Origin of the sequence: Campylobacter sp. (assembly GCF_020024835.1) — a bacterium.
Taxonomy (GTDB): Bacteria; Campylobacterota; Campylobacteria; order Campylobacterales; family Campylobacteraceae; genus Campylobacter_D.
This window is the reverse complement of sequence record NZ_JAHHTD010000029.1, coordinates 1-19,156: the sequence shown is the minus strand read 5'-3', so window position 1 is coordinate 19,156 and position 19,156 is coordinate 1. Positions and strand designations below refer to the sequence as shown.

The window sequence follows — 19,156 nt, the reverse complement described above, 5'->3', positions numbered from 1 at the left end:
TGATTATATGAGAAGAGGCTTTATGTTTAGAGTTAAAAGAGGAAAGGTTAAAACTAAGTATAATAAATACATAGATACTTTTGAAATTAAAAAAGATTTTGTTTATAAAGGTATTAAATTCAAAATTGGAGATTTTTTCCAACGTGAATACTAAAATTTGCTAGAAAGCTTAAAGTGGAAAAATGGGCTTTTGTTTCAAAAAATCCCGTGTTTATACTTTAAAAAAATTGTTGAAACTTAAATTAAGTAAGATTTAAGAAATATATTATTTTTTCAAAAATACTTGACAATTGTAAAAAAAATAATATAATTATCTAAATTAAACAAATAAAGGATACAAAATGAAATTCAATTACAATATAAAATCTACTAGTGAAGTGGTTAAGGTTAAAGCTTTTAGAGTTGAAAATATCTTAGCAGGATATTTTAGAAATGTTGAAGATGAAGGAATCTTAGGGTTAAGCTATGAAATGAAAGATGTTGAAGATGGAGGGTTGATATCTGTAGAGTATTATTTAAAATTATGCATTTTACCAAATGATAATATCGAAGCTTCTATTGTAGAATATGCTTATTATGATTATGATGAGAATTCGGATGATGAGTGCGAAGGTGTAAAAACTAATGAATTGTTTTGTGAAACTTTTTCTATCAATGATCCGACATCTGATATAGTGATTTGGGCGAATCAAAGATTTAATAATATTAAACGAGATGTAGAATCAAAATGAGCAAAAAACTATTTTACATAACGTTTTTCATTATACTAAGCATAGGAATTATAAAAATACACACTGATGATTTTAATGCTAAGTATTGCATTATGAACGATTTTTGACTTTAATTTAAAATTAATCTATAATTTTATTTATAGATTTTTTAAATTAAGGTGCAAAAAAAATGCTTACTCTTAAGATTGAAGACAAAAATGTTTCAAAAAGAGAAAAAGACGATAATGGTTTTTTAATCATCAAAGATAATCCTATTGCAAAAGGCGGCGTTTTCGATTATTTGTTAAGCGAAGTTGAAAACAATGTTAATGCTGATTATGATAAAATTGTTAAAGTTTTTAGACCTTTTGACAATTTAATTAAGATTAAAGATAGTTTTGCTAATAAACCTATAAAATACGACCATTTTTGGGTCGGAGAAGAGGATAACAAGGCAGATGGTGCTATTGGTAGCATCATAACTATTGACAAAGAAAACTTAATGCTAAGAGCAGACCTTATAATCTACAATCCAGATCTGATAGATGCTATAGAAAAAGGAAAAAACGTAGAACTATCCCCTGGATACACTGCTGAAATTAAAAAATCTAATGGTATATTTAATGGCACTAATTACGAATACGTGCAAAATATCAAATGTGTTAATCATTTAGCTGTAGTTGAAGAGGGCCGAAGCGGTCCGGATTTAAAAATCGAAGATAAAATTCAAAAAGTAAAGGAGTTTTTAAGTATGAAAAAAAGTTTCAAAGATAGTCTTTTAAGCAAATTCAAAAAAATGCTTGATGAGGATACTACTAAAGAAAATGAAGATGATAAAGTTGATATAGCGGACGAGGATAAAAGAAAAATTATTAGTGAAATTATGGCTATAGCAAATAAGCCTGCTGATGATTTTGAAGGTGGAGAAGAGGAAAGAGAAAAAACTATAGTTGAACTTGCTGAAAAACTTGCATATAAACCTAGCGAGGCTTCAAAAGTTGATGATGAGAGTGCTGAAAAAGTTGAAGATGATGATAAGGAAACAAAAGACGAAGAGGTTGTAGAAAAAGAAAAAATCGATATTGATGATTTAGCTGGTGTTATTTCCGAAGTAGTTGAAGAGGTTGTAGAAAAGAAACTAGAATCTTTTGAAGATAGAATGTTTCAAAAAAGCAAAAAAATAAGCGATACTTATAATAAGATTAAAGACGCTGTAGGTTATAATTTCGATTACACAGGAAAAAACGAATCTGAGTTGTATCAATTTGGTTATGAGAATCTAACTGGAAAAACATTATTAAAAACGTTGGACGCAAAAACGGCTTTCGAACTTGCTTTAGAACAAAAAACTCAAAAGCATTTTATTATGGATAGCAAAATTTCTATGAATAACAAAGAAAAAGAAATTTTTGATAAATTAAGAAAAAAATAAGGAGTTTTAAAATGAATTTTCAAAAAAAATCTTATGCTAAACTTGCTTTAGGAAGCCCCGGGGATATTTTAAAAGGCTACCATAATAATTGTAGCACGTGGTGGGGTTACACTGCTGATGCTAATGTTAAAGCTGGTGGTTTCGTGCAAACTAAAGCAAATCCTACTAATGAAAATGAGATTATAGGTGCTAGTGGAAAAGCTATAACAGGGACTATTTTAGGAGTTGCTACAAAAAACACATTTATTTCAAGCTGCAATGAAGCCACTACAACTTTCCCACAAAATAACAACGTAGAGTATTTAAGCGTTGGGACCATTGTTGTTGGTGCTGAGAGTCAAGTAGCAAAAAAAGGACAATATGTATTTTTAAAGAATGATACTGGTGCTATAGCATTTGATGATAATGCCACTAAATCCGGTTATACTTTGACAAAATTTAGAGTGCTTATAGGAAATTCTAAAACTGAAGCCGGCGTGGTTGCAATCACTACAGATTTATAATTTAAAAAAAGGAATAAAAATGTCAATCTCAAAAGAATTAGCGTTTGAACTTAATGCAAATGGTTATTTCAATATTGATAACTCTACTAATTTTATGCAATTTAGGGACGCACAACCTACTTTCACTTCACAAAATATTGGAATGCCTGCTGGTATTTTAAGTCAAATTAGCACTGAAGTCGTTAGCAATATCGTTAATGCTAGAAATGCTGAAAAAATTTTAGGGGATAAGGAAAAACTTATAGATTGGGAAACAGAGGATTATTGGACTCCTTTAGTTGAAAAAACTGGAGTTACTACGCCTTATAGTGATAATGTGATGCCGGTGTATGCTGGTATGAATATCGATTTTAATAGAGTTTCTCACTATAGATTCACTTGTGCTTATAGATATGAAAATTTAAAAGCTGCAAAAGTTGCAAAAGCTAAAATCAATTATAGCGATTTAATTTTAGGTGCTGTAACCGAAGCTATGGCTGTTGAATTAAATAGAACTGCTTTTGATGGATATTTGGAAAATAGTGGCAATGGCTTTTTATGTTTTGGACTTTTGAATAATCCTCAATTGGATAATTATGAAACTGCAAGCAAAACTTTCCAAGCAATGACGTGGGAGGAAATTCTAGCATTTTTTGCTGGTGCTTATGAAAAATTAGGTGCAAAGAGCGGGGGACATATTACCAATGAAAGTAAAGTTAAATGTGCTGTAAGTAATCGAGCTTTTTCATATTTATTAAGCAAAAGAACCGCTTTAGGTATTAACGTTTTTACTGAAATAAAAAATACTTTCCCTGGTATAGAATTCGTGCCTGCTGTTGAACTTGACAATGCTAATAACAATCAAAATGTAATTTATTTCATAGGAAGTAATCAAGCCGGCGGTGTTTTACCTACTTCAAAAATAGGTTATAGCGAGTTAGCTTTAATGAGTAACACTGAATTAAGTTATTTTGGATATTCACAAGCGATGGCGGCTGGAACATTAGGAACACTTATTTATAAACCGCTTTTTGTTATGAGATATACAAATATTTAAGGATTATTTATGATTGTAGTTATTAAAAATTTAGCTGGCATTGATTTTCCTTTAAGAAGACAAGGCGGTGTTTTTAAAACAATCTCTTTAAAAGGGGGTTGTTTCTTAAATCAAGTTGATAAAGATGATTATAAAGAATTGATTAATCAATATCCGTCTTTTTCACAAATGATTGATGAGGGTTTTGTTGTTGTATCTGATGATAATAAGTATAATCAAAGAAACGTTGATGATACTTTACAAAATGTTAAAAATAAGCAGGAAAAAACAAAAAACTCAAATTCTAATAAAACACAAGTTTCAATAAGCGAGGTATCTTAATGCCAGATCAAGCTTTAGAAGCAAGAGTTAAGGCTTTAGAAGATAAAGTTGTGAAGCTAGAAACTTCTATAGAATCGCAAACTCAAAGTATTTTAGATTTAGAAAACAAAATTAAAGAGTTGAATGAAGCAATTATTAAGCTTGATATTTTTAACATTAACAAAAATAATGATAGTTTAATTTTTAGTCAAATTGATTATGAAAAATTAAGCGAAGATGAAAAAAACAATGGTAAGATTTTCTTAATTAAGGAATAAAATGGTTAAGGTAGGAAAAGATAAAATAATTAAAATTGCTTTAAGCAAAAAAGATGTCAATAAGCTTTTTTTAAATAAATATAAATTATTTTATTTTTTTTCTTATCCTACTCTTTTGCAAGATTTTTTAAATAATTTCCAAGAGTTTAAACCTTTATTCTCAACTGAAGAAAGTATTAATTTTTTCTTAACTATTGTAGAACAGGTAAAATGTGATTTTTTGGAATATAAAAATTTAGATTTAGAAAAAAAATATGAATTAAGGCATTTTTTGCTATTAATAGCACATTATTTAGTCTTAAGCGGTTTTTCAAAATCAATTAATATCCTGCCATCAGACGGCTTAATTGCAAGTAGTGCTGTTGGAGATGTTAATATAAGCTATCAAGCAAGTCCTTATTCTAGCAAAGGAAATGAATTCACTTACTGGATGAGTCTTACGCCTTATGGTAAAATGTATTTAGCGTGGTTATCAAGGCAAGCAGGATTAACAATTGTCAATTAAGGTTATGCTATGAAGTCGGAAATTAAAGGTTTTAACAATTTTAACTTAATCTCAGAAGTTGATAAAAAATTAGATAATTTATTAACAAAAAATAAGCAAAGATTAGAAGTTGGATTTTTTGAAACTGCTAAATATGAAAATGGTAAAAGCGTTGCTAGTGTAGCAAAGTTGCAAGAGTATGGAAATTTGAAAATACCTGCACGCCCGTTTTTTAGAACTGCAATTTATAAAAATAAAGTTAAGTGGCTGGATATTTTTAAAAATCAATTTTTAAGCAATAGTAATGTAACTCTTAGTCTTAATCAAGTCGGAGAGGTAGCAAGAGGGGATATCGTTGCTAGCATTATGCAAATGAATACGCCTCCGAATTCAGAATTAACAATTAAAATCAAAAAGAGCAGTAAGCCTTTAATCGATACTGGTTTTATGAGAGCATCCGTTAATTTTAAGGTGGTTGAACGATGAATTTATTAAATGAAGCTTTACCAAGTATTTTTAATTTAATTCCTAAAGAAAACATTAAGATTTTAAATAAGCATATTGAAAATATTGATGGTTTTCCTAATGAATTTATTTTAGAAGTTGAAAGTTTTGCATGCGTGCAACCGGTTAATCCATCAGAGCTTAACAAAATTACGAATGCGACTCTTGATAGTCAAAATTATTACAAATTCTTTATCATAGGTAATTTAGCTAATGTTTTAAATAGCTTAAAAAAAATTGATAGCAAAATTATCTACAAGAATCAAACTTTTGGAGTTTTTAGCAAAGAAGATTGGAGTTCTAATGGGTGGATAATGGTAATCGGTGCCTTAGAAAGGGTTGATGATGTTTAGCAGTGAAAATCTTTTTAAATTATTTAAGCCGCTAAATAATGAAAATCTTATTACTAATTATGATGTTATAATCGGTGGAACTAACCTTACTGCTAATTTAGAAAAAGGTAGTATAGTTTTAACTCCAATTTTAAGTGAAGTTGTTACTAGTCAATTTAAGGATTATAAAAAAATATCAACGCCTTTAATTTTAAACAATAATTTAGGTAATTTGGAGGAGTCTAGTTTAATTCAAAACACTTATCAAGTTGATATTTACAAAGTTAATGCTCCTAACTTAAATTATATTGAAGTTGAAAAAGAAGCTATTAAAATAAGGGAATGGCTTAAGTCTTATGAAGTTGTAGAGTATTTAGAAAAATTGAATTCTCAGATCTTACCTTGTTACTCTCAAATTTCATTTAGCTGCGAACAATATAATAAATTGTTTGCGAACAGAGCAACTTTCGAATTCAAAATTATAACACTTGAAAGCATTATTGAGAGTGTTAATTTATTTGAAAAAGTTGAAATTGAAAATTTATTTTTATAAAGGAGTTTAGATGAGTTCAGCACTTCCAATAGATGCTATAATAGATATAGTTTCAGTAGGTGCAAAAGATACGTTCTCAATAGGAAAATTAAACACTATTGTCATAGAGCCTTATGATGACGCCCTACCGCAAAAGAAATTTTTAAGAACTTTTGATTTACAAACAACGAATAAAATTTTTGGTGCTAATAGCAATCTTGCTAAATTTGCTGGTATGTATTTTGGTTTTAGTAGCAAAAATGCAACTAAGGCGGATATGCTGCATATTTATACCTGGAATAAAGAAGCAAAACCGGCTTTAATAAAAGGTGGAAAGGCACCATCGTTAAGTGATATTAAGTTGCTTAATGGTAATTTTAAAATTACTATAGGCAAAAATAGTGCCGACGTTAATGTGAATTTAACTAAAGCAACTTCTTTTGCTGATGTTGCAACTAAATTACAAACTGCAATCACGTCCGTATCAAGTCAATCTTCTAATATAGCTTTTACTAGTGCGAAAGTTACTTATTCTAGTATAACAATGGGATTCATTGTAAAAAGCGGACAGGCTGGACAGGGTGAAACTATTGATTTTTTAAGCACTCCAGATAGTGGTATAGATATTCATTCAAAATTAGGATTAACTTTAGACGAGGGGGCCGAGTTAATTACTGGTGAAGCTGCTGTTAATGATTTTGCTAGTGTTTTAAATGAAATTAACGTTAATAATGGAAATTATTATTTGATAACTCCAAATTTTGAATTTGAAACTAGCGAACTTGAAGCTAACTTAAAAGCTTTTGGAACTTTTTTGAAAAATAGTAATAGCAGGTATGCTGGTTTATATAGTTGGAGTAATAAAGCTTTATTAACAATTGATAGCGGTGTTACAAAACCTTACGAAGCTTATGATGGCTTAATTATTGATTTTAAAACAAAAGATTATCAAAATGGTTTAGTCGCTGCATTAATAAGCGCTATGGATTTAAGTAAAGCTAATGGAAATTACAATATCGCTTTTAACGACACAACCGAATTCCAATTAAATGCTATTGTAGAAAAATTACACTATGAAGGGTTAAAATCTAACAAAGCGAATGCCCCTTGCAAATTTGGTGTTTTAGGACAGGACGATACTATATATATGGATGGGACTATTTTAGGAGGTTTGACAGATAACATAAACGTTTATATTTGTAACTCATTTTTAAAATTTAACTTGCAAATTTCACTCTATAATATGTTTAAGGCACAAGCTTTAATCGGCCTTAGAGATAAGAATTCGCAAGCTATAGTTTTAAGTTATTTAAATGATGTTTTCTCAAAAGCTGTTAATGCTAACATTATCGCTGTAGGAGCTAAATTAACAAATACTGAAGAACAAGTTGTAATAAGTAATTTTAGTAAGCTGGTGGATAATGTTGATAAGGTTATTAATCAACTTGAAAACATAGGTTATTTTTATACAATTAAAGATATAAATACTCAAAAAAGAGAATTAACCATTATAAATGCTTACGTTGCGAACACTCCAGTTAAGAAAATCATAATTAATAACTATATTTTAGGAGCTTAAAAATGAATTTTAATGATATTTCGACTTTAAATGCTAGCATTGTTGTTGCCATAGGTGCTTTACCTATAAAAGTGGATAATTTTGATCCGGAGAGTGATATTTTTAATGTTAATGACAGGCAAACGGCCGACGCTGAATTAACTCCTGATGGTTATGTTAATGGTTTTTGTATGAGAAGTATAATCGAAACTTCTTTTACTTTAAGCGGTGCAAGTAAAGCCGCCGAAATCTTGCAAGGAATTTTAAATTCGCAAGCTAATGGGGCGTTAAATGAAGCTACGATTATCGTAACAAATAATGGAAAAATTTCAACTTATGGTCCGGGTGTTTTAACATCTGCTAAACCTGCGATGCATTTAGGAAATCAAAAAGTCCAACCTATAACATTTAATTTCAAATTTGGAAATGTTTTTTAATATTTTTTGTGCTAAGATTATTTAAAAAAAAGGATAAAATATGCAAAATAATGAATTTAAGTTAGGTGATGTAACTTATTATTTTGAAAGGGTTACAACTCAAGACGCATTAAAAATTAAGAATTCTATGTTTATTCTTGCAAGAGATAATGCAAGTCCTAAGGATATTGAATATGCAAATTCTATTAATGATTCACTTTGTTTAAAATATCTATGTTTAAAAGATTCGGCGGGGATGGAACATAAAGCCCCGCCTCTTGCAACCTTAGATTTAATTTTTAACGATAATCCTATGGCCATAATCGAAATTTCTAAGAATTTTATGGAATACGTAGGTGCTTTTTTAAACGCCTTGCCGAGCTACCAACACTTAGCAAGGTAAAAAAAACTTACATCAAACAAGATGATGATAATTTGGTAGTTGGGTTAATTAGCTTTAATGTAGGTAGCTGGAGGAGTATTATGGATATGGATATAGAAGATGCCGTGAATACTTTCAAAATACATTACATTAATAGTTTAAACAAAGCTTTAGAATATGAAGAGTTGAATAAAAAAAATAAGGTTAAATAAGTTGGAAGATATCATTAAGCAGTTTAAAATAGTTTTTGGTTTAGATTCGAAGCCACTTGACAACGGGCTTAAGCAAAGTGAAAACAACCTTAAGTCTTTTGGAAAAGTTTTTGGTGGTATAGTTTCAACTTATTTTACCTATTCTATTTTTAAAGATGTTATTAAGGGTTTTGCTGAATTTAACTCTCAATTAAATAATTCACTAGCTTTAACTGGTGGAAATATTTCTAACGTTTATGCTATGGGAAATGCCTTAAAAAGATTCGGTGGAAATACTCAAGATGTGATATCTTCGATGGATAGCTTAAATACTGCTATGCAAGAAGCAAAATTCGGAGGCGGGGCTTTAATTGAAGTTGCTAAAAAATACGGCGTGTGGGTGGATACTTCAAAAGGAAGTGAAAAAGCCTTATTAAGCTTAAGTAAGCAAATGGGAAAAATGGACCGACAAACTCGTGTAACTATCGGAAGACAATTAGGTTTAAGTGATAGTATGATAAGGGCTTTTAGCGATGGTGGTAAAAGTTTAGAAAAATTAATACAAAAGCAAAAAGATTTAGGAACTATAACCGAAGACGACGTTAAAATCAGTGATAATTTCAATAATGCCATTTTAGATTTAAAAGATATGTTTAGCGTTTTAACAAGAGAAATCGCACGGCTTTTTTTACCAATAATAACTAAGGTGGTGGAGCTTTTTACAAAATTTATTGATTTTGTTAGAAAGCATAAGCAACTTGTTATCGCATTTTTTGCTGCATTAGCTATAGCGTTAAGTCCTTTTTTGGTGGTTTTAGGTAAAATGGCTATAGCAAGCGTAGCTGCATTCGCTCCTTTTTATGCCATCATAGCAGTAATAACCGCTATTGCTATTGTTTTTGAAGATTTGTATTATTATTTTAATGGTTGGAATAGTGCTACTGGAGAATTAGTTAAAAAATTTCCTGTTTTAAAATACATAATCGAGCCCTTAAGGCCTTTGGTTTTAGGTATTTATGAAATTTTTAGCAAAATTATTGATTTTTTAAAAGAACCTAGTTGGGAAAATTTTAAAAATATGTTAAAATCAATAGGTAATTTATTGATAAACGTTATAAAAATGCCTTTTGAAGGAATTAGCAAGATAGTTGATTATTTATTAGAAAAATTTCCTTCTTTGTCAATTTTATTAAAACCTTTAAAAATAATAGTAGATAGCATTAAAGACGTTTTTGAAAGTATTTTAGATATTATAAATAATTTTAGTTTCGACGGGCTTAAGAATCAACTAACAAGTCTAAAAGATAGCATATCAGATATAGGTGGGAATATTATTGAAAAAATAAATCCTATGAATTGGTTTTCAGGCGATGATGATAAAAAAATTCAAACTTTACAAACTCCTGCTATTCCAGATCAAAATATATCAAACTCTTCAAGTGTTTATAATATTAACAATAACATTAATCAAAATATAAGCAGTGCTACTCCAGTGCAGTTAGCGAATAGAACTAATGAAGCTTTAATAAATTCTATTAATGCACAAAGGCAACAACGGGGGGCTTTATAATATGTTAAGTTTAGCAATTAACACTTTAAGCTTTTTTTTATTAAAAACATCTCCTATGAAGTTAAGTTTTGGAAAATCTTTAGAAAATCTTAAATGTAGAATAGTTGAAGTTAATGAACAACAAGATTTTATAAATCCGACTTTTCCTTGTGATGACAATAATTATCGAGGGGATACCACTTATCGATTACCTAAGAGATTAAATGTAAGGGTTTATGTTAAAGAAAGAGATATTAAATTATTTGAAATTAATTTAAATAGAGCACAATTGAGTGGAGATTTTTTCACTTTAAATTCTATGTATAACATTATCTACAAAAATTTAAAAATCTCATCATATGCAAGAGATTTGAATTCTAATATGATAGGTGCGACTCATTTTAATATAACATTGCAAGAGGTTATTTTGGTTAAGGCTTTAGTTGAAAATTACAAAAATGCAAGTAATGTTGGATATAGTAAAAAGATTGAAAGTGGCAGTAAAAATCCACAAAAAATTGAAAAATCATCAACCGCTTATCAAGGCTTAAAAAGTTTAGGATTTTAGAATGCTTATAATTGAGAATATAGATATTTTTAAAACTTTGTATGAAATAGAATTAAAAGCCGAGCCGAATCATAATTTTGATGTTTTTATTGAAAATAATAATTTTATAATTGATATTAGAACGTTTATTCAAAAGCAAACAAGAATTAATATAAAATTAAATAATGAGATTATAACTCAACAAGCCCCGGTTAATATCTCAAATATTAATCTTAATTTTTATAGTAGTTTTAAAAAAGGTGCATTTTTTTTCATAGCAAATTATCATAAAAAAACAAATAATCTTAATTTTGAAAATTTTAATAATGATTTAAGGTTATACTATGGCAGTTTTTAAGCGAATTTGGAGATTACAAATACAAATTAACGATACCATAAAAACTTATAAAGAGTTAAATTATGATGACACGAGCTTAAAAATAGAATTTGATATTACTAATGGTATGTGTGGTGCTTTTGCTAATGGTAATATAACTATTTATAATTTAAATATTGATGATATGCAGTATTTAGCTTCAAGTGTAAGCCCTTTTGGTAAATTCAAAAGAAATAAAATTAGTTTAGAAGTTGGTTATTTAGGAAATTTAGGACTTTTGGTAAGTGGCAACATTATTGAAGTTGATTGTGATTTTAATGGTGGTGATACACGAGCGACTTTAAAAGTTATTGGTGGTATCGCAAACAATTTAAGTAAAAATTCAATAAAAACTAGCTTAAAAGGAAACATAGAATTTAAGAATATTTGTAATGAATGTGCTACAAAAAATAAAATGCAATTATTTTATGACAAAAACATAGCAAACAGATTTATAAATGATTTTAGTTTCTTAGGCACGCCCTTTCAACTAATTGAAAAACTTAGAAGCTATTTTGATGATTTGCATATCTTTATAAATGAAACTGGAGAAATCTTAAATGTGTTACTTAAAGAAAACGGAGAAATTGTCAATACACAAGAATTAAGCTATGAAACTGGTTTAGTAGGTAGAATTAAGCCAACTATGTTAGGTTGCAACGCTACAAGTATTTTAAACATTAATTTAAAGGCCGGAAGGCATATTAAATTAAAAAATAAAGTTTTAAAAGATTACGATGGCATTTATATAATTAATGAAATTAAACACAGGGGTTCTAATTCCGGCGATGGCTGGTTTAGTGATTTAGTGTTAAGAAGGGTTAAATAAAATGAGTGAATACAAAAATCTATTACAAACAGGACAAAACACAGATTTAGGGGCGTCCATCCAAAATTTGATTGATGATAATCTAAAATATATAAAAACTGCTTTTTTATGCAAAATAGTTGGTATTGAAAATAACAAAATAAGCATTAAGCCTCTTTTAAAGCAAAATTATGAAGAAGAGGTTTTGATTTTAAATAATGTTATGGTCGGATTTTCATATTCTCAAAACTGGCAAACTCAATTTAAATTAAAGATTAATGATATAGGGCTTGCGATTGTAATACAAAATGATATTTCATCTTATAAAGAAACTGGAAAAGAGGGGTTAAATAATACACGTCGCTTTAAAGATGAGAATGATAGTATTTATATTCCTTTAAGCTTATACACTAGCTTAAATAATGCTGATGTTAATTTTTTAATACAAAATGACAAAAAAACTTGTAAAATGGAATTCAACAATGATGAGATAGGTATTTTTAAAGGAAAGCTATTAACACTAGAAAGCGAAAACACAACTTTAAAAAGTAAATTGAAAGAATTAGCTGGATTATTAGAAGCTATGGCAGGGGGCGATACTGCACCAGACGGGCACGGGCATTCTAGCACCACGGCCCCGGGTAGTATAGGTAGTTTCTCAAAATGGGGTGGCAGTTTAGATAGTTTATTTAAGGATTAAAAAAAATGACAACTTTGCAACTTGATTCAAAAAATAACTTAATGTTTAACTATAATTTTTTGCTTTTGAATAAAGAAAAAGCTATAATTCAAGATATTAAAAATTTACTTTTGATGTTTAAAAAAGAGTATCCTTTTAATCTTGAAATGGGAATCAACTGGTATGAAGTTGCTAGTTTTAATAATAAATCATTTTTAACTAATGTTATAAGCGAACGCATTTTGGAAGATGTTAGGATTAAAGCGATTAATGAAATTGCAGTGGATTTTGAAGGTGGTAAGCTTAATATAAGATTAGTTTTAGATACAAGTGAAGGGGTTTTGAATGTTTAAGATTGATGACGCTTTAGCAAAAAATACTAATTTATGGAGTTTTAATAAAGACTCTCAACAATTAGAATTTAAATATAAAGACGAAATTCTTGATTCTTACAATGAACTCTTTAAAAAAGTTTTTCCTGGTATAAACGTAGATCCATCAACTCCACAGGGACAGATTATAACTAGTTTAACTCAAGTGGATTTAGCTAGCATCTCATTTTTAGAAAATTTAGCTAATGCCTTCTTTTTAGGTGGAAATGGTTATTTTTTAGATCTTTGGGCGTGGAATCTATTTAGAGTAGTTAGAAAAGAAGGGATTCCATCGAGTGTTTTAATAACGATACAAGGCGTTCCGAATACAAAAGTCCCCGAAGATTTTGTAATTTCAAACGGAGAGTATAATTTTAAAATTTCAAAAGCAGTTGATATCCCCGAGGGTGGGAGTATAGATGTTTTATTTTATTGCACCGAAATAAATGATTTTGTAGCAAATTCAAATACAATTACTCAAATTGTAACTATTGTAGAAGGCGTCGAAAGAGTTAATAATAACGATGGTGCTTTTGCTGCTACATTAAAAGAAAGTGATTTTCAACTTTTTAACAGATGTGTAAATTTTGGTAGCACTTCAAAAAGTGCAAGTTTTAAGAGTATCTTAAGCAACGTTTTTCAAGTGCAAGGCACTATAAAAGTTGATGGTGCGGAAAATTATACTGATAAGCCCGTTACGATTAATGGAGTGGAATTAACCCCGCATTCAATTTGTATAGTAGTAGAAGGTGGAGAAAAAGAGGAAATTGCAAATGCTATTTTTGAATCAAGAGCTACTGGATGTGGTATGGTTGGTGATCAAGTTGTAAAAATAAATTATAATAACACTGATTACGAATTCAAATTTTATAGACCTACTGAAGTAGCATTAAAAGCTGAAATAACACTTCAAAAGCAACAAGAGCCGCCGAGCAATTATGAGAGCACGATTAAGGATAATTTAATAAGATATGTTAATGAATTAAAGATCGGGGAGCTTATAACACAACCTTCTTTGTCTAAAAATTTAGATCAACAATTGACAAGTTTTTATATAAAAGATGTTAAATTTGGTTTAAAAAGTGGAGATGTTGGATATGAAAGTATTCAATTAAAATTAAATGAAACTGCTGTAATAAGCAAATATGATATTAAAGTTGTAGTCGAATGAAATTGTATGATGAGAATTGCTTTAATGATTATTTAAGCGAATATGAAAATATTCTTAAACAAATCCAGGCACAATATTGTGGAACGAATATCGAAGAATTGTTAAAAGGAATTATTGAAATTAAAAAAAAGTTTTTTTTTAACGCTTTATTGTCACTTGTAAATGATAATCTTTTTTTATGGAATGCTAAGGGCGATTGCTTAGATTTATGGGGGGTGTTATTAGGAATAAATAGATATTTACCTATAAAAGCCGATAGCAAAAATTACAATTATTTTAATTTTAAAGATAAGAATTTTGACAAATTATTATTTTTTAATAAAAATAAACCGGATTATTTTAGATTAGATGATTTTGGATTTAGAAAAATGCTTTTATTTTTACTACAAAAACAATTTATTTTTCCGTCCATAAAAAACACTAATAATTTTTTAGATAAATTTTTCTCAGATTATGGTGGATTAAGCATAAGTGATACCAATGATATGAGTTTTATAACTTATTATTTTAGTGAAGAAATTCCAGTATGGCTTAATTATTTTTTAACAAAAAGAGATGTTTTACCACGACCCGCCGGCGTGGGTGCTATTTTTAAAGTAGAATCTAATTATTACTTTGGTTTTGAAACTGATGATGAGGAGTGGAATGAAACTATGTTAGGTAATTTTTATGAAACAAATTTTGTAGATTGGAATGAAATAGATTAAAAAGGAAAAAAATGAATTTAGATACTATTAATGCACCTTTTGCAAGCCAGGGAGATGTTGAAGATTTTCCTTACGAGGCGGACGCTAAAGCTAGATTAAGTTGGCTTACAGGTTTCACTTATAGATATGAAGATGAACCTGAAAACGATGGGCTTTTTGTAGAACGCCTTCCTTTCAACAAAATAATCAATATCATAACAAGTATCTTGCTTGATTTAAAAGCTAGAATGCCGAGTATTGAAAGTGTAAATGCAAAATTAGATAAAGCTATTTATGATAGCGAAAAAGTTAATTTTGTAACTACAAACACGAATCAAGCTATAAATTCTATAAAAACATTTAATCAAACTCCTAAGTGCATAAATAACCCGGTTGATGCTAATGATTTAGTGCGACTTGCTTATTTAAATTCGGTTGGCGGCGTGGGTTTAGGTTTTCTGCAAAATTATCAAGTTTTGACTAATCAACGACAAGCTAACGTCGTTTATACAAATACTACAAATAAGCCGATTCTAGTTATCATAACCGCCGGGGATAGGAATGGCAATTGGCCTTTTGAAATTTATATAAATGGAATTATAGCACTTAGGTATGAAGATTTTGGTTATAAATATGAAAGAGGTAATTTCACTTTTATAGTTCCTAGTGGATTCACTTATGAAGTTAGAACTGAAAATTATTTATACTACTGGAGTGAATTACGATGAAAAGGATTTTTATGAAAAATGATATTTTAAAACAAGATACTTATTTTAAAGACGAAAAAAATAATGTTTTTTTCTTTGAAAAAGGAACTGATAGATTATATATAGCAAAAAATTTGATGGAAATTAGCGACGAAAAAGCTAAAGAACTATTAATGCCATCGCTTTCAAAATATAAAGCTACAAGTAAATCAAAAGCTAGCTTATTTTATCAAAAAAATAAAGATTTTATTAATTTTGAAGATCATATTTATGATTTTAATGAAAAAAGTGTTAAGGTATTTTTGGAACTTTTAAAATTAGAAAGAAAAGAATATGACATCATCACACGTGATAATGAAATTGTAAAATTAACACACTCAAAATTGACAAAATTGACAAAAATGATGATTGAAGTTGGTTATAACAACGCTTTAGAACTTAGAAAATTAAAAGATGATATTGATAATGCTGAGAGTATTGAAAGAATTGATTTTATTTTAAATGATAAGGGGATTTTATGAGTTTAGAAAGAAAATTAAGCATTCCTTTTGCAAATACTGGATTAAAAACTCCGATTCCTTTAGAAATGCAAAGTGATGGCGGTATTAGTTTTGAAAAAGGGCATACGCCTTTATATGCAAAACCTAAAAAACAAAATGGAATTCAATTAAAATTTAAGCAATACAATCAACTTTTCTATGATGTAACTAGTGATGTTATTGAAAATTCAAAAGATATTAACACAATTAAGGAATCTATAGCTTCACTTAATGAAAACGGAGCTAAGACTTTAACTAAAAATATAAATTTTAGCGTAGGTCCAGGTGGTGATTATGATAACTTACAAGACGCTATAAATGAAGCACAAAAGTATGTTAGTGGTTATGAGATTACACTAACAATAAAAGATGGATATACTATAACAAGTAGATGTATTATTAGCTCTATATCAAATACAATACTTATAACTGGAGAAAACGATAAAAATACTATTGTAAAAGTTAATTTAAATAGCACTGGATGGGGTGTGTGGGGTATACTCATTAGTAGATGTTCAAATGTTTCTATATCAAACATAACATTTGAATGTGAAACTTCTTGTAATAGTATAATATATATTGAAAGAGCTTCAGTTCTTATTAGTCAAATGGTCTTAAAAAGTAAAGGTGTGGGGTGTATAGCTGGTGAATTATCTAATGTACTTTTCGATGATATAAGTTTAGAATCTTTAGAACTTCCAGCTGATGGTAGTGAATACGCTGATATGTCATTTAGTGCTTCAACTATATTGCTACACGGAAATATAAAGTTTAAAACTAATGATGTAAATAAAAAACAAGCTGTCGCAATGCAATTCTCTACTGCAACTAATGCCGCATTTACATTTTGGAACACTGGTAGTGCTATAGAGGGAACTTATAAAGCTGGTATTCGTGTTAATAATGCGATAGTTTATAATGGTGCTTTACAAATAATTGGAAGTTGTGCTACTAAGTATTCTCAAACACCAGGACAATTTACTCCTAGTGGTTTTATATCAGTAAATAATTAATAAAGGAAATTAAAATGTTAATAAGCAAAAAAACATTAACAAGTCAAGGAAATTTAAGTTTAAATGTAATTAAGTGGGCTATAGAAGTTAATTCTAAATTAGCTATTTTAAATAGACCATTAACAATTGATAAAGAAAAATCTAAGGAATACAATATCTTTTATATTGACGATATTACAAAAGATGAAATTGATGAAGCTACTAAACTAATTAAAGAATATTGTTTAAATAGTAATCAATTTGATTTATTAAAGCAATATCTTAATATCGCTTTAGAAAATGATGAACTTTTAAATGAATTAAAATCTATAATGTTTATAGAAATAGCAAACAAATTTTCAAATGATATTAATAAAATGCTAATAGATATAGTCCCGCCAGAAGAAATAGTCACTTTTGAAAGACAAGAGAAGGAAGCACGAGCTTTTAAAGATAGTGGTTATAAAAATGAAAGTCTATGCCCTATGATGAAAATCATAGCTACTACAAGAAACATATCTTTAAAAACGTTGTGTGATAAGTGTATCGAAAAAGCTGATAGATACGCATTAGGAGTTGCAACACTTATGGGAAAAAGACAAGACTTAGAAGATAAGATTAAAACTGCAATTACTAAAGAAGAGTTAAACAAAATTAAATGGAGTTGAAATTGGATTCTTATGTAAAAACTGCTAGCGATATCGCTGCTTTACCATTAAATACATTATTAGTTTTATTAATTTTATGTTTAGGTTTCATATTGATACATTTATACAAAAAAATTAACATTGAAAATCAGGAAAAAGTTAAAGAATTGACTGCTTGCACCAAAGAAACAAATTCTTTAATTTGTGAAAACATCAATCTTTCAAAAGCACAACTGCAAGCTTATAAAGATAGCAATGAAATTATGCTTAAGTTTATAGAAAGCCACTGCAATAAGACTTATGATAAGCTTGAATGTATTGAAAAAAACGTTTTAGACGTAAAGCTGATAACTCATAAAAATAAAGTAGATTAAAATGAAAATTAAGAACTATTTTTACAATTTAGCGGTTGCTATCGATCAACTTTTTAACGCTTTATTTAATGGATATCCAGATGAGACCATAAGCAGTAGGAGCTATAGGTTGTCAAAAAAATACTGGTATGCTAAATATGCTATGAATTTTATAGATTTTTTATTTTTATGGCAGACACAAAATCATTGTGAAAAAGCTTATAAAAACGAATTAAAAAGAAAACATTTTCCATTATCACAAGAGGAGTTAAAAAATGAAAAAATTAATAATTAAACGTGAAGAATTAAATAAAACTTGTTGCATAGGATCATTATTTAAAGTTGATGAGAATGAAAAAGAAGAATTTATTTGTTACACATTAGAAGAAGATTTAGAAGGAATTGAAAGTAATAAAGATTTAAGGATACCATCTGGAATATATAATTTAGATAGACATATTTTTTCTTCCTTTAATGAATCTGGTAAAAAAGTAGTATCAGGTATTAAAGTATTAAACGATGATGATAGTGTTATAAATGTGTTTAATGATGTTGTACCTTTAAATAGAAGAATACTTATACATTGGGGAAATACAGATGAAGACACAAAAGGTTGTATTCTATTAGGACTTGAAAAAGAAAAAGAAAGCGTTAAACAAAGTCGTTTAGCTTGCAAAAAATTTTATGATTTAATGTATAAAAAAGATCTTTATAAGATTAAATTAGAAATAATTAATAACTTTTAATTTTTTATAAGGAGTAAAATAATGTTAATAACACTAACAATTTACACAAGTTTAGTTGCAGCGGGTGTGGTTTTAGGATTTTTCATTAGCAAAAATAATAGAAGCAAGGTTGATAGATAAAATGGAAAAAGAGTTTAATGAGTTAAAAAACGAGTTAAAAAAGAATAAAGATTAATCAATTGAATTTTTTTGCAAATTTAATTAATTTAAAAACATTAATTATCATTTTTTTAATCTTAAGCAATTTTTATTTTTTAAATGAAAATGATAAACTTAAGATTAAAAATGATAATTTAAGATTAACTTCTTTGCATAAAGATAGTGAAA

At 28.4% G+C, this 19,156-nt stretch carries 28 protein-coding genes; all 28 read left to right on the top strand.

Annotated features, from left to right (window positions below; translation table 11 throughout):
- The first annotated feature begins 341 nt into the window (after nucleotides 1-341).
- Nucleotides 342-731 (top strand): hypothetical protein, encoded by a 390-nt coding sequence (locus QZ429_RS05735; RefSeq protein WP_291952743.1) that lies wholly within the window; start codon nucleotides 342-344, stop codon nucleotides 729-731.
- A gap of 169 nt (nucleotides 732-900) precedes the next feature.
- On the top strand, nucleotides 901-2,142 hold the full coding sequence (locus tag QZ429_RS05730) for a DUF2213 domain-containing protein (protein ID WP_291952741.1): 1,242 nt from the start codon (nucleotides 901-903) through the stop codon (nucleotides 2,140-2,142).
- An 11-nt stretch (nucleotides 2,143-2,153) separates the two neighbouring features.
- Entirely contained in the window at nucleotides 2,154-2,645 is a 492-nt protein-coding gene (locus QZ429_RS05725; protein ID WP_291952739.1) for a hypothetical protein, read from the top strand.
- 19 nt (nucleotides 2,646-2,664) lie between these two features.
- A complete protein-coding gene (locus tag QZ429_RS05720; protein ID WP_291952737.1) occupies nucleotides 2,665-3,681 on the top strand; it encodes a hypothetical protein in 1,017 nt (338 codons plus the stop codon).
- 9 nt (nucleotides 3,682-3,690) lie between these two features.
- On the top strand, nucleotides 3,691-4,002 hold the full coding sequence (locus QZ429_RS05715; protein ID WP_291952735.1) for a hypothetical protein: 312 nt from the start codon (nucleotides 3,691-3,693) through the stop codon (nucleotides 4,000-4,002).
- Nucleotides 4,002-4,259: a hypothetical protein gene (locus QZ429_RS05710; protein ID WP_291952733.1), complete on the top strand. Its 258-nt coding sequence runs from the start codon at nucleotides 4,002-4,004 to the stop codon at nucleotides 4,257-4,259. Before QZ429_RS05715 ends, QZ429_RS05710 begins: the two co-directional genes overlap by 1 nt.
- A 1-nt stretch (nucleotide 4,260) precedes the next feature.
- The gene (locus tag QZ429_RS05705) at nucleotides 4,261-4,764 is read left to right on the top strand and encodes a DUF4054 domain-containing protein (protein ID WP_291952730.1); all 504 of its coding nucleotides are present in this window, start codon (nucleotides 4,261-4,263) and stop codon (nucleotides 4,762-4,764) included.
- Between the two features lie 9 nt (nucleotides 4,765-4,773).
- Nucleotides 4,774-5,229: a hypothetical protein gene (locus QZ429_RS05700; protein ID WP_291952728.1), complete on the top strand. Its 456-nt coding sequence runs from the start codon at nucleotides 4,774-4,776 to the stop codon at nucleotides 5,227-5,229.
- The gene (locus tag QZ429_RS05695; protein ID WP_291952727.1) at nucleotides 5,226-5,600 is read left to right on the top strand and encodes a hypothetical protein; all 375 of its coding nucleotides are present in this window, start codon (nucleotides 5,226-5,228) and stop codon (nucleotides 5,598-5,600) included. The genes QZ429_RS05700 and QZ429_RS05695 overlap by 4 nt, the downstream gene beginning before the upstream one ends.
- Nucleotides 5,593-6,132: a hypothetical protein gene (locus tag QZ429_RS05690; protein ID WP_291952725.1), complete on the top strand. Its 540-nt coding sequence runs from the start codon at nucleotides 5,593-5,595 to the stop codon at nucleotides 6,130-6,132. The genes QZ429_RS05695 and QZ429_RS05690 overlap by 8 nt, the downstream gene beginning before the upstream one ends.
- A gap of 10 nt (nucleotides 6,133-6,142) precedes the next feature.
- A complete protein-coding gene (locus QZ429_RS05685; protein ID WP_291952723.1) occupies nucleotides 6,143-7,690 on the top strand; it encodes a DUF3383 family protein in 1,548 nt (515 codons plus the stop codon).
- A 2-nt stretch (nucleotides 7,691-7,692) separates the two neighbouring features.
- Nucleotides 7,693-8,106, top strand: a complete 414-nt coding sequence (locus tag QZ429_RS05680) for a hypothetical protein (RefSeq protein WP_291952721.1) — start codon at nucleotides 7,693-7,695, stop codon at nucleotides 8,104-8,106.
- Between the two features lie 40 nt (nucleotides 8,107-8,146).
- The gene (locus QZ429_RS05675; RefSeq protein ID WP_291952720.1) at nucleotides 8,147-8,488 is read left to right on the top strand and encodes a hypothetical protein; all 342 of its coding nucleotides are present in this window, start codon (nucleotides 8,147-8,149) and stop codon (nucleotides 8,486-8,488) included.
- A gap of 192 nt (nucleotides 8,489-8,680) precedes the next feature.
- Nucleotides 8,681-10,228 carry a hypothetical protein gene (locus QZ429_RS05670; RefSeq protein ID WP_291952718.1) on the top strand — a complete coding sequence of 516 codons (1,548 nt, stop codon included), beginning with the start codon at nucleotides 8,681-8,683 and terminating at the stop codon, nucleotides 10,226-10,228.
- 1 nt (nucleotide 10,229) lies between these two features.
- A complete protein-coding gene (locus QZ429_RS05665) occupies nucleotides 10,230-10,775 on the top strand; it encodes a hypothetical protein (RefSeq protein ID WP_291952716.1) in 546 nt (181 codons plus the stop codon).
- Nucleotide 10,776: 1 nt separating this feature from the next.
- Nucleotides 10,777-11,112 (top strand): hypothetical protein, encoded by a 336-nt coding sequence (locus QZ429_RS05660; RefSeq protein WP_291952714.1) that lies wholly within the window; start codon nucleotides 10,777-10,779, stop codon nucleotides 11,110-11,112.
- On the top strand, nucleotides 11,099-11,959 hold the full coding sequence (locus QZ429_RS05655) for a hypothetical protein (protein WP_291952713.1): 861 nt from the start codon (nucleotides 11,099-11,101) through the stop codon (nucleotides 11,957-11,959). The genes QZ429_RS05660 and QZ429_RS05655 overlap by 14 nt, the downstream gene beginning before the upstream one ends.
- A gap of 1 nt (nucleotide 11,960) precedes the next feature.
- A complete protein-coding gene (locus tag QZ429_RS05650) occupies nucleotides 11,961-12,638 on the top strand; it encodes a hypothetical protein (protein WP_291952711.1) in 678 nt (225 codons plus the stop codon).
- Nucleotides 12,639-12,643: 5 nt separating this feature from the next.
- A complete protein-coding gene (locus tag QZ429_RS05645) occupies nucleotides 12,644-12,970 on the top strand; it encodes a hypothetical protein (protein ID WP_291952709.1) in 327 nt (108 codons plus the stop codon).
- A complete protein-coding gene (locus QZ429_RS05640) occupies nucleotides 12,963-14,159 on the top strand; it encodes a baseplate J/gp47 family protein (RefSeq protein ID WP_291952708.1) in 1,197 nt (398 codons plus the stop codon). Before QZ429_RS05645 ends, QZ429_RS05640 begins: the two co-directional genes overlap by 8 nt.
- On the top strand, nucleotides 14,156-14,866 hold the full coding sequence (locus QZ429_RS05635) for a DUF2612 domain-containing protein (protein WP_291952706.1): 711 nt from the start codon (nucleotides 14,156-14,158) through the stop codon (nucleotides 14,864-14,866). The genes QZ429_RS05640 and QZ429_RS05635 overlap by 4 nt, the downstream gene beginning before the upstream one ends.
- 11 nt (nucleotides 14,867-14,877) lie before the next feature.
- The gene (locus QZ429_RS05630; RefSeq protein WP_291952704.1) at nucleotides 14,878-15,573 is read left to right on the top strand and encodes a hypothetical protein; all 696 of its coding nucleotides are present in this window, start codon (nucleotides 14,878-14,880) and stop codon (nucleotides 15,571-15,573) included.
- An 11-nt stretch (nucleotides 15,574-15,584) separates the two neighbouring features.
- Nucleotides 15,585-16,073: a hypothetical protein gene (locus tag QZ429_RS05625; RefSeq protein WP_291952702.1), complete on the top strand. Its 489-nt coding sequence runs from the start codon at nucleotides 15,585-15,587 to the stop codon at nucleotides 16,071-16,073.
- The gene (locus QZ429_RS05620; protein ID WP_291952700.1) at nucleotides 16,070-17,104 is read left to right on the top strand and encodes a hypothetical protein; all 1,035 of its coding nucleotides are present in this window, start codon (nucleotides 16,070-16,072) and stop codon (nucleotides 17,102-17,104) included. Before QZ429_RS05625 ends, QZ429_RS05620 begins: the two co-directional genes overlap by 4 nt.
- A 14-nt stretch (nucleotides 17,105-17,118) precedes the next feature.
- Nucleotides 17,119-17,751, top strand: a complete 633-nt coding sequence (locus QZ429_RS05615) for a hypothetical protein (RefSeq protein WP_291952698.1) — start codon at nucleotides 17,119-17,121, stop codon at nucleotides 17,749-17,751.
- Nucleotides 17,752-17,753: 2 nt separating this feature from the next.
- Nucleotides 17,754-18,104, top strand: a complete 351-nt coding sequence (locus QZ429_RS05610) for a hypothetical protein (RefSeq protein WP_291952696.1) — start codon at nucleotides 17,754-17,756, stop codon at nucleotides 18,102-18,104.
- 1 nt (nucleotide 18,105) lies between these two features.
- On the top strand, nucleotides 18,106-18,378 hold the full coding sequence (locus QZ429_RS05605) for a hypothetical protein (protein ID WP_291952694.1): 273 nt from the start codon (nucleotides 18,106-18,108) through the stop codon (nucleotides 18,376-18,378).
- Entirely contained in the window at nucleotides 18,359-18,829 is a 471-nt protein-coding gene (locus QZ429_RS05600; protein ID WP_291952692.1) for a DUF5675 family protein, read from the top strand. The genes QZ429_RS05605 and QZ429_RS05600 overlap by 20 nt, the downstream gene beginning before the upstream one ends.
- Nucleotides 18,830-19,156 lie beyond the last annotated feature (327 nt).

Coding starts and splice junctions, on each gene's coding strand:
- QZ429_RS05645 (WP_291952709.1), top strand. CDS start 12,644: ATGACAACTTTGCAACTTGATTCAAAAAATAACTTAATGTTTAACTAT.
- QZ429_RS05690 (WP_291952725.1), top strand. CDS start 5,593: ATGTTTAGCAGTGAAAATCTTTTTAAATTATTTAAGCCGCTAAATAAT.
- QZ429_RS05710 (WP_291952733.1), top strand. CDS start 4,002: ATGCCAGATCAAGCTTTAGAAGCAAGAGTTAAGGCTTTAGAAGATAAA.
- QZ429_RS05650 (WP_291952711.1), top strand. CDS start 11,961: ATGAGTGAATACAAAAATCTATTACAAACAGGACAAAACACAGATTTA.
- QZ429_RS05655 (WP_291952713.1), top strand. CDS start 11,099: ATGGCAGTTTTTAAGCGAATTTGGAGATTACAAATACAAATTAACGAT.
- QZ429_RS05725 (WP_291952739.1), top strand. CDS start 2,154: ATGAATTTTCAAAAAAAATCTTATGCTAAACTTGCTTTAGGAAGCCCC.
- QZ429_RS05730 (WP_291952741.1), top strand. CDS start 901: ATGCTTACTCTTAAGATTGAAGACAAAAATGTTTCAAAAAGAGAAAAA.
- QZ429_RS05675 (WP_291952720.1), top strand. CDS start 8,147: ATGCAAAATAATGAATTTAAGTTAGGTGATGTAACTTATTATTTTGAA.
- QZ429_RS05735 (WP_291952743.1), top strand. CDS start 342: ATGAAATTCAATTACAATATAAAATCTACTAGTGAAGTGGTTAAGGTT.
- QZ429_RS05600 (WP_291952692.1), top strand. CDS start 18,359: ATGAAAAAATTAATAATTAAACGTGAAGAATTAAATAAAACTTGTTGC.
- QZ429_RS05665 (WP_291952716.1), top strand. CDS start 10,230: ATGTTAAGTTTAGCAATTAACACTTTAAGCTTTTTTTTATTAAAAACA.
- QZ429_RS05630 (WP_291952704.1), top strand. CDS start 14,878: ATGAATTTAGATACTATTAATGCACCTTTTGCAAGCCAGGGAGATGTT.
- QZ429_RS05620 (WP_291952700.1), top strand. CDS start 16,070: ATGAGTTTAGAAAGAAAATTAAGCATTCCTTTTGCAAATACTGGATTA.
- QZ429_RS05695 (WP_291952727.1), top strand. CDS start 5,226: ATGAATTTATTAAATGAAGCTTTACCAAGTATTTTTAATTTAATTCCT.
- QZ429_RS05635 (WP_291952706.1), top strand. CDS start 14,156: ATGAAATTGTATGATGAGAATTGCTTTAATGATTATTTAAGCGAATAT.
- QZ429_RS05715 (WP_291952735.1), top strand. CDS start 3,691: ATGATTGTAGTTATTAAAAATTTAGCTGGCATTGATTTTCCTTTAAGA.
- QZ429_RS05660 (WP_291952714.1), top strand. CDS start 10,777: ATGCTTATAATTGAGAATATAGATATTTTTAAAACTTTGTATGAAATA.
- QZ429_RS05685 (WP_291952723.1), top strand. CDS start 6,143: ATGAGTTCAGCACTTCCAATAGATGCTATAATAGATATAGTTTCAGTA.
- QZ429_RS05705 (WP_291952730.1), top strand. CDS start 4,261: ATGGTTAAGGTAGGAAAAGATAAAATAATTAAAATTGCTTTAAGCAAA.
- QZ429_RS05700 (WP_291952728.1), top strand. CDS start 4,774: ATGAAGTCGGAAATTAAAGGTTTTAACAATTTTAACTTAATCTCAGAA.
- QZ429_RS05640 (WP_291952708.1), top strand. CDS start 12,963: ATGTTTAAGATTGATGACGCTTTAGCAAAAAATACTAATTTATGGAGT.
- QZ429_RS05605 (WP_291952694.1), top strand. CDS start 18,106: ATGAAAATTAAGAACTATTTTTACAATTTAGCGGTTGCTATCGATCAA.
- QZ429_RS05720 (WP_291952737.1), top strand. CDS start 2,665: ATGTCAATCTCAAAAGAATTAGCGTTTGAACTTAATGCAAATGGTTAT.
- QZ429_RS05680 (WP_291952721.1), top strand. CDS start 7,693: ATGAATTTTAATGATATTTCGACTTTAAATGCTAGCATTGTTGTTGCC.
- QZ429_RS05625 (WP_291952702.1), top strand. CDS start 15,585: ATGAAAAATGATATTTTAAAACAAGATACTTATTTTAAAGACGAAAAA.
- QZ429_RS05615 (WP_291952698.1), top strand. CDS start 17,119: ATGTTAATAAGCAAAAAAACATTAACAAGTCAAGGAAATTTAAGTTTA.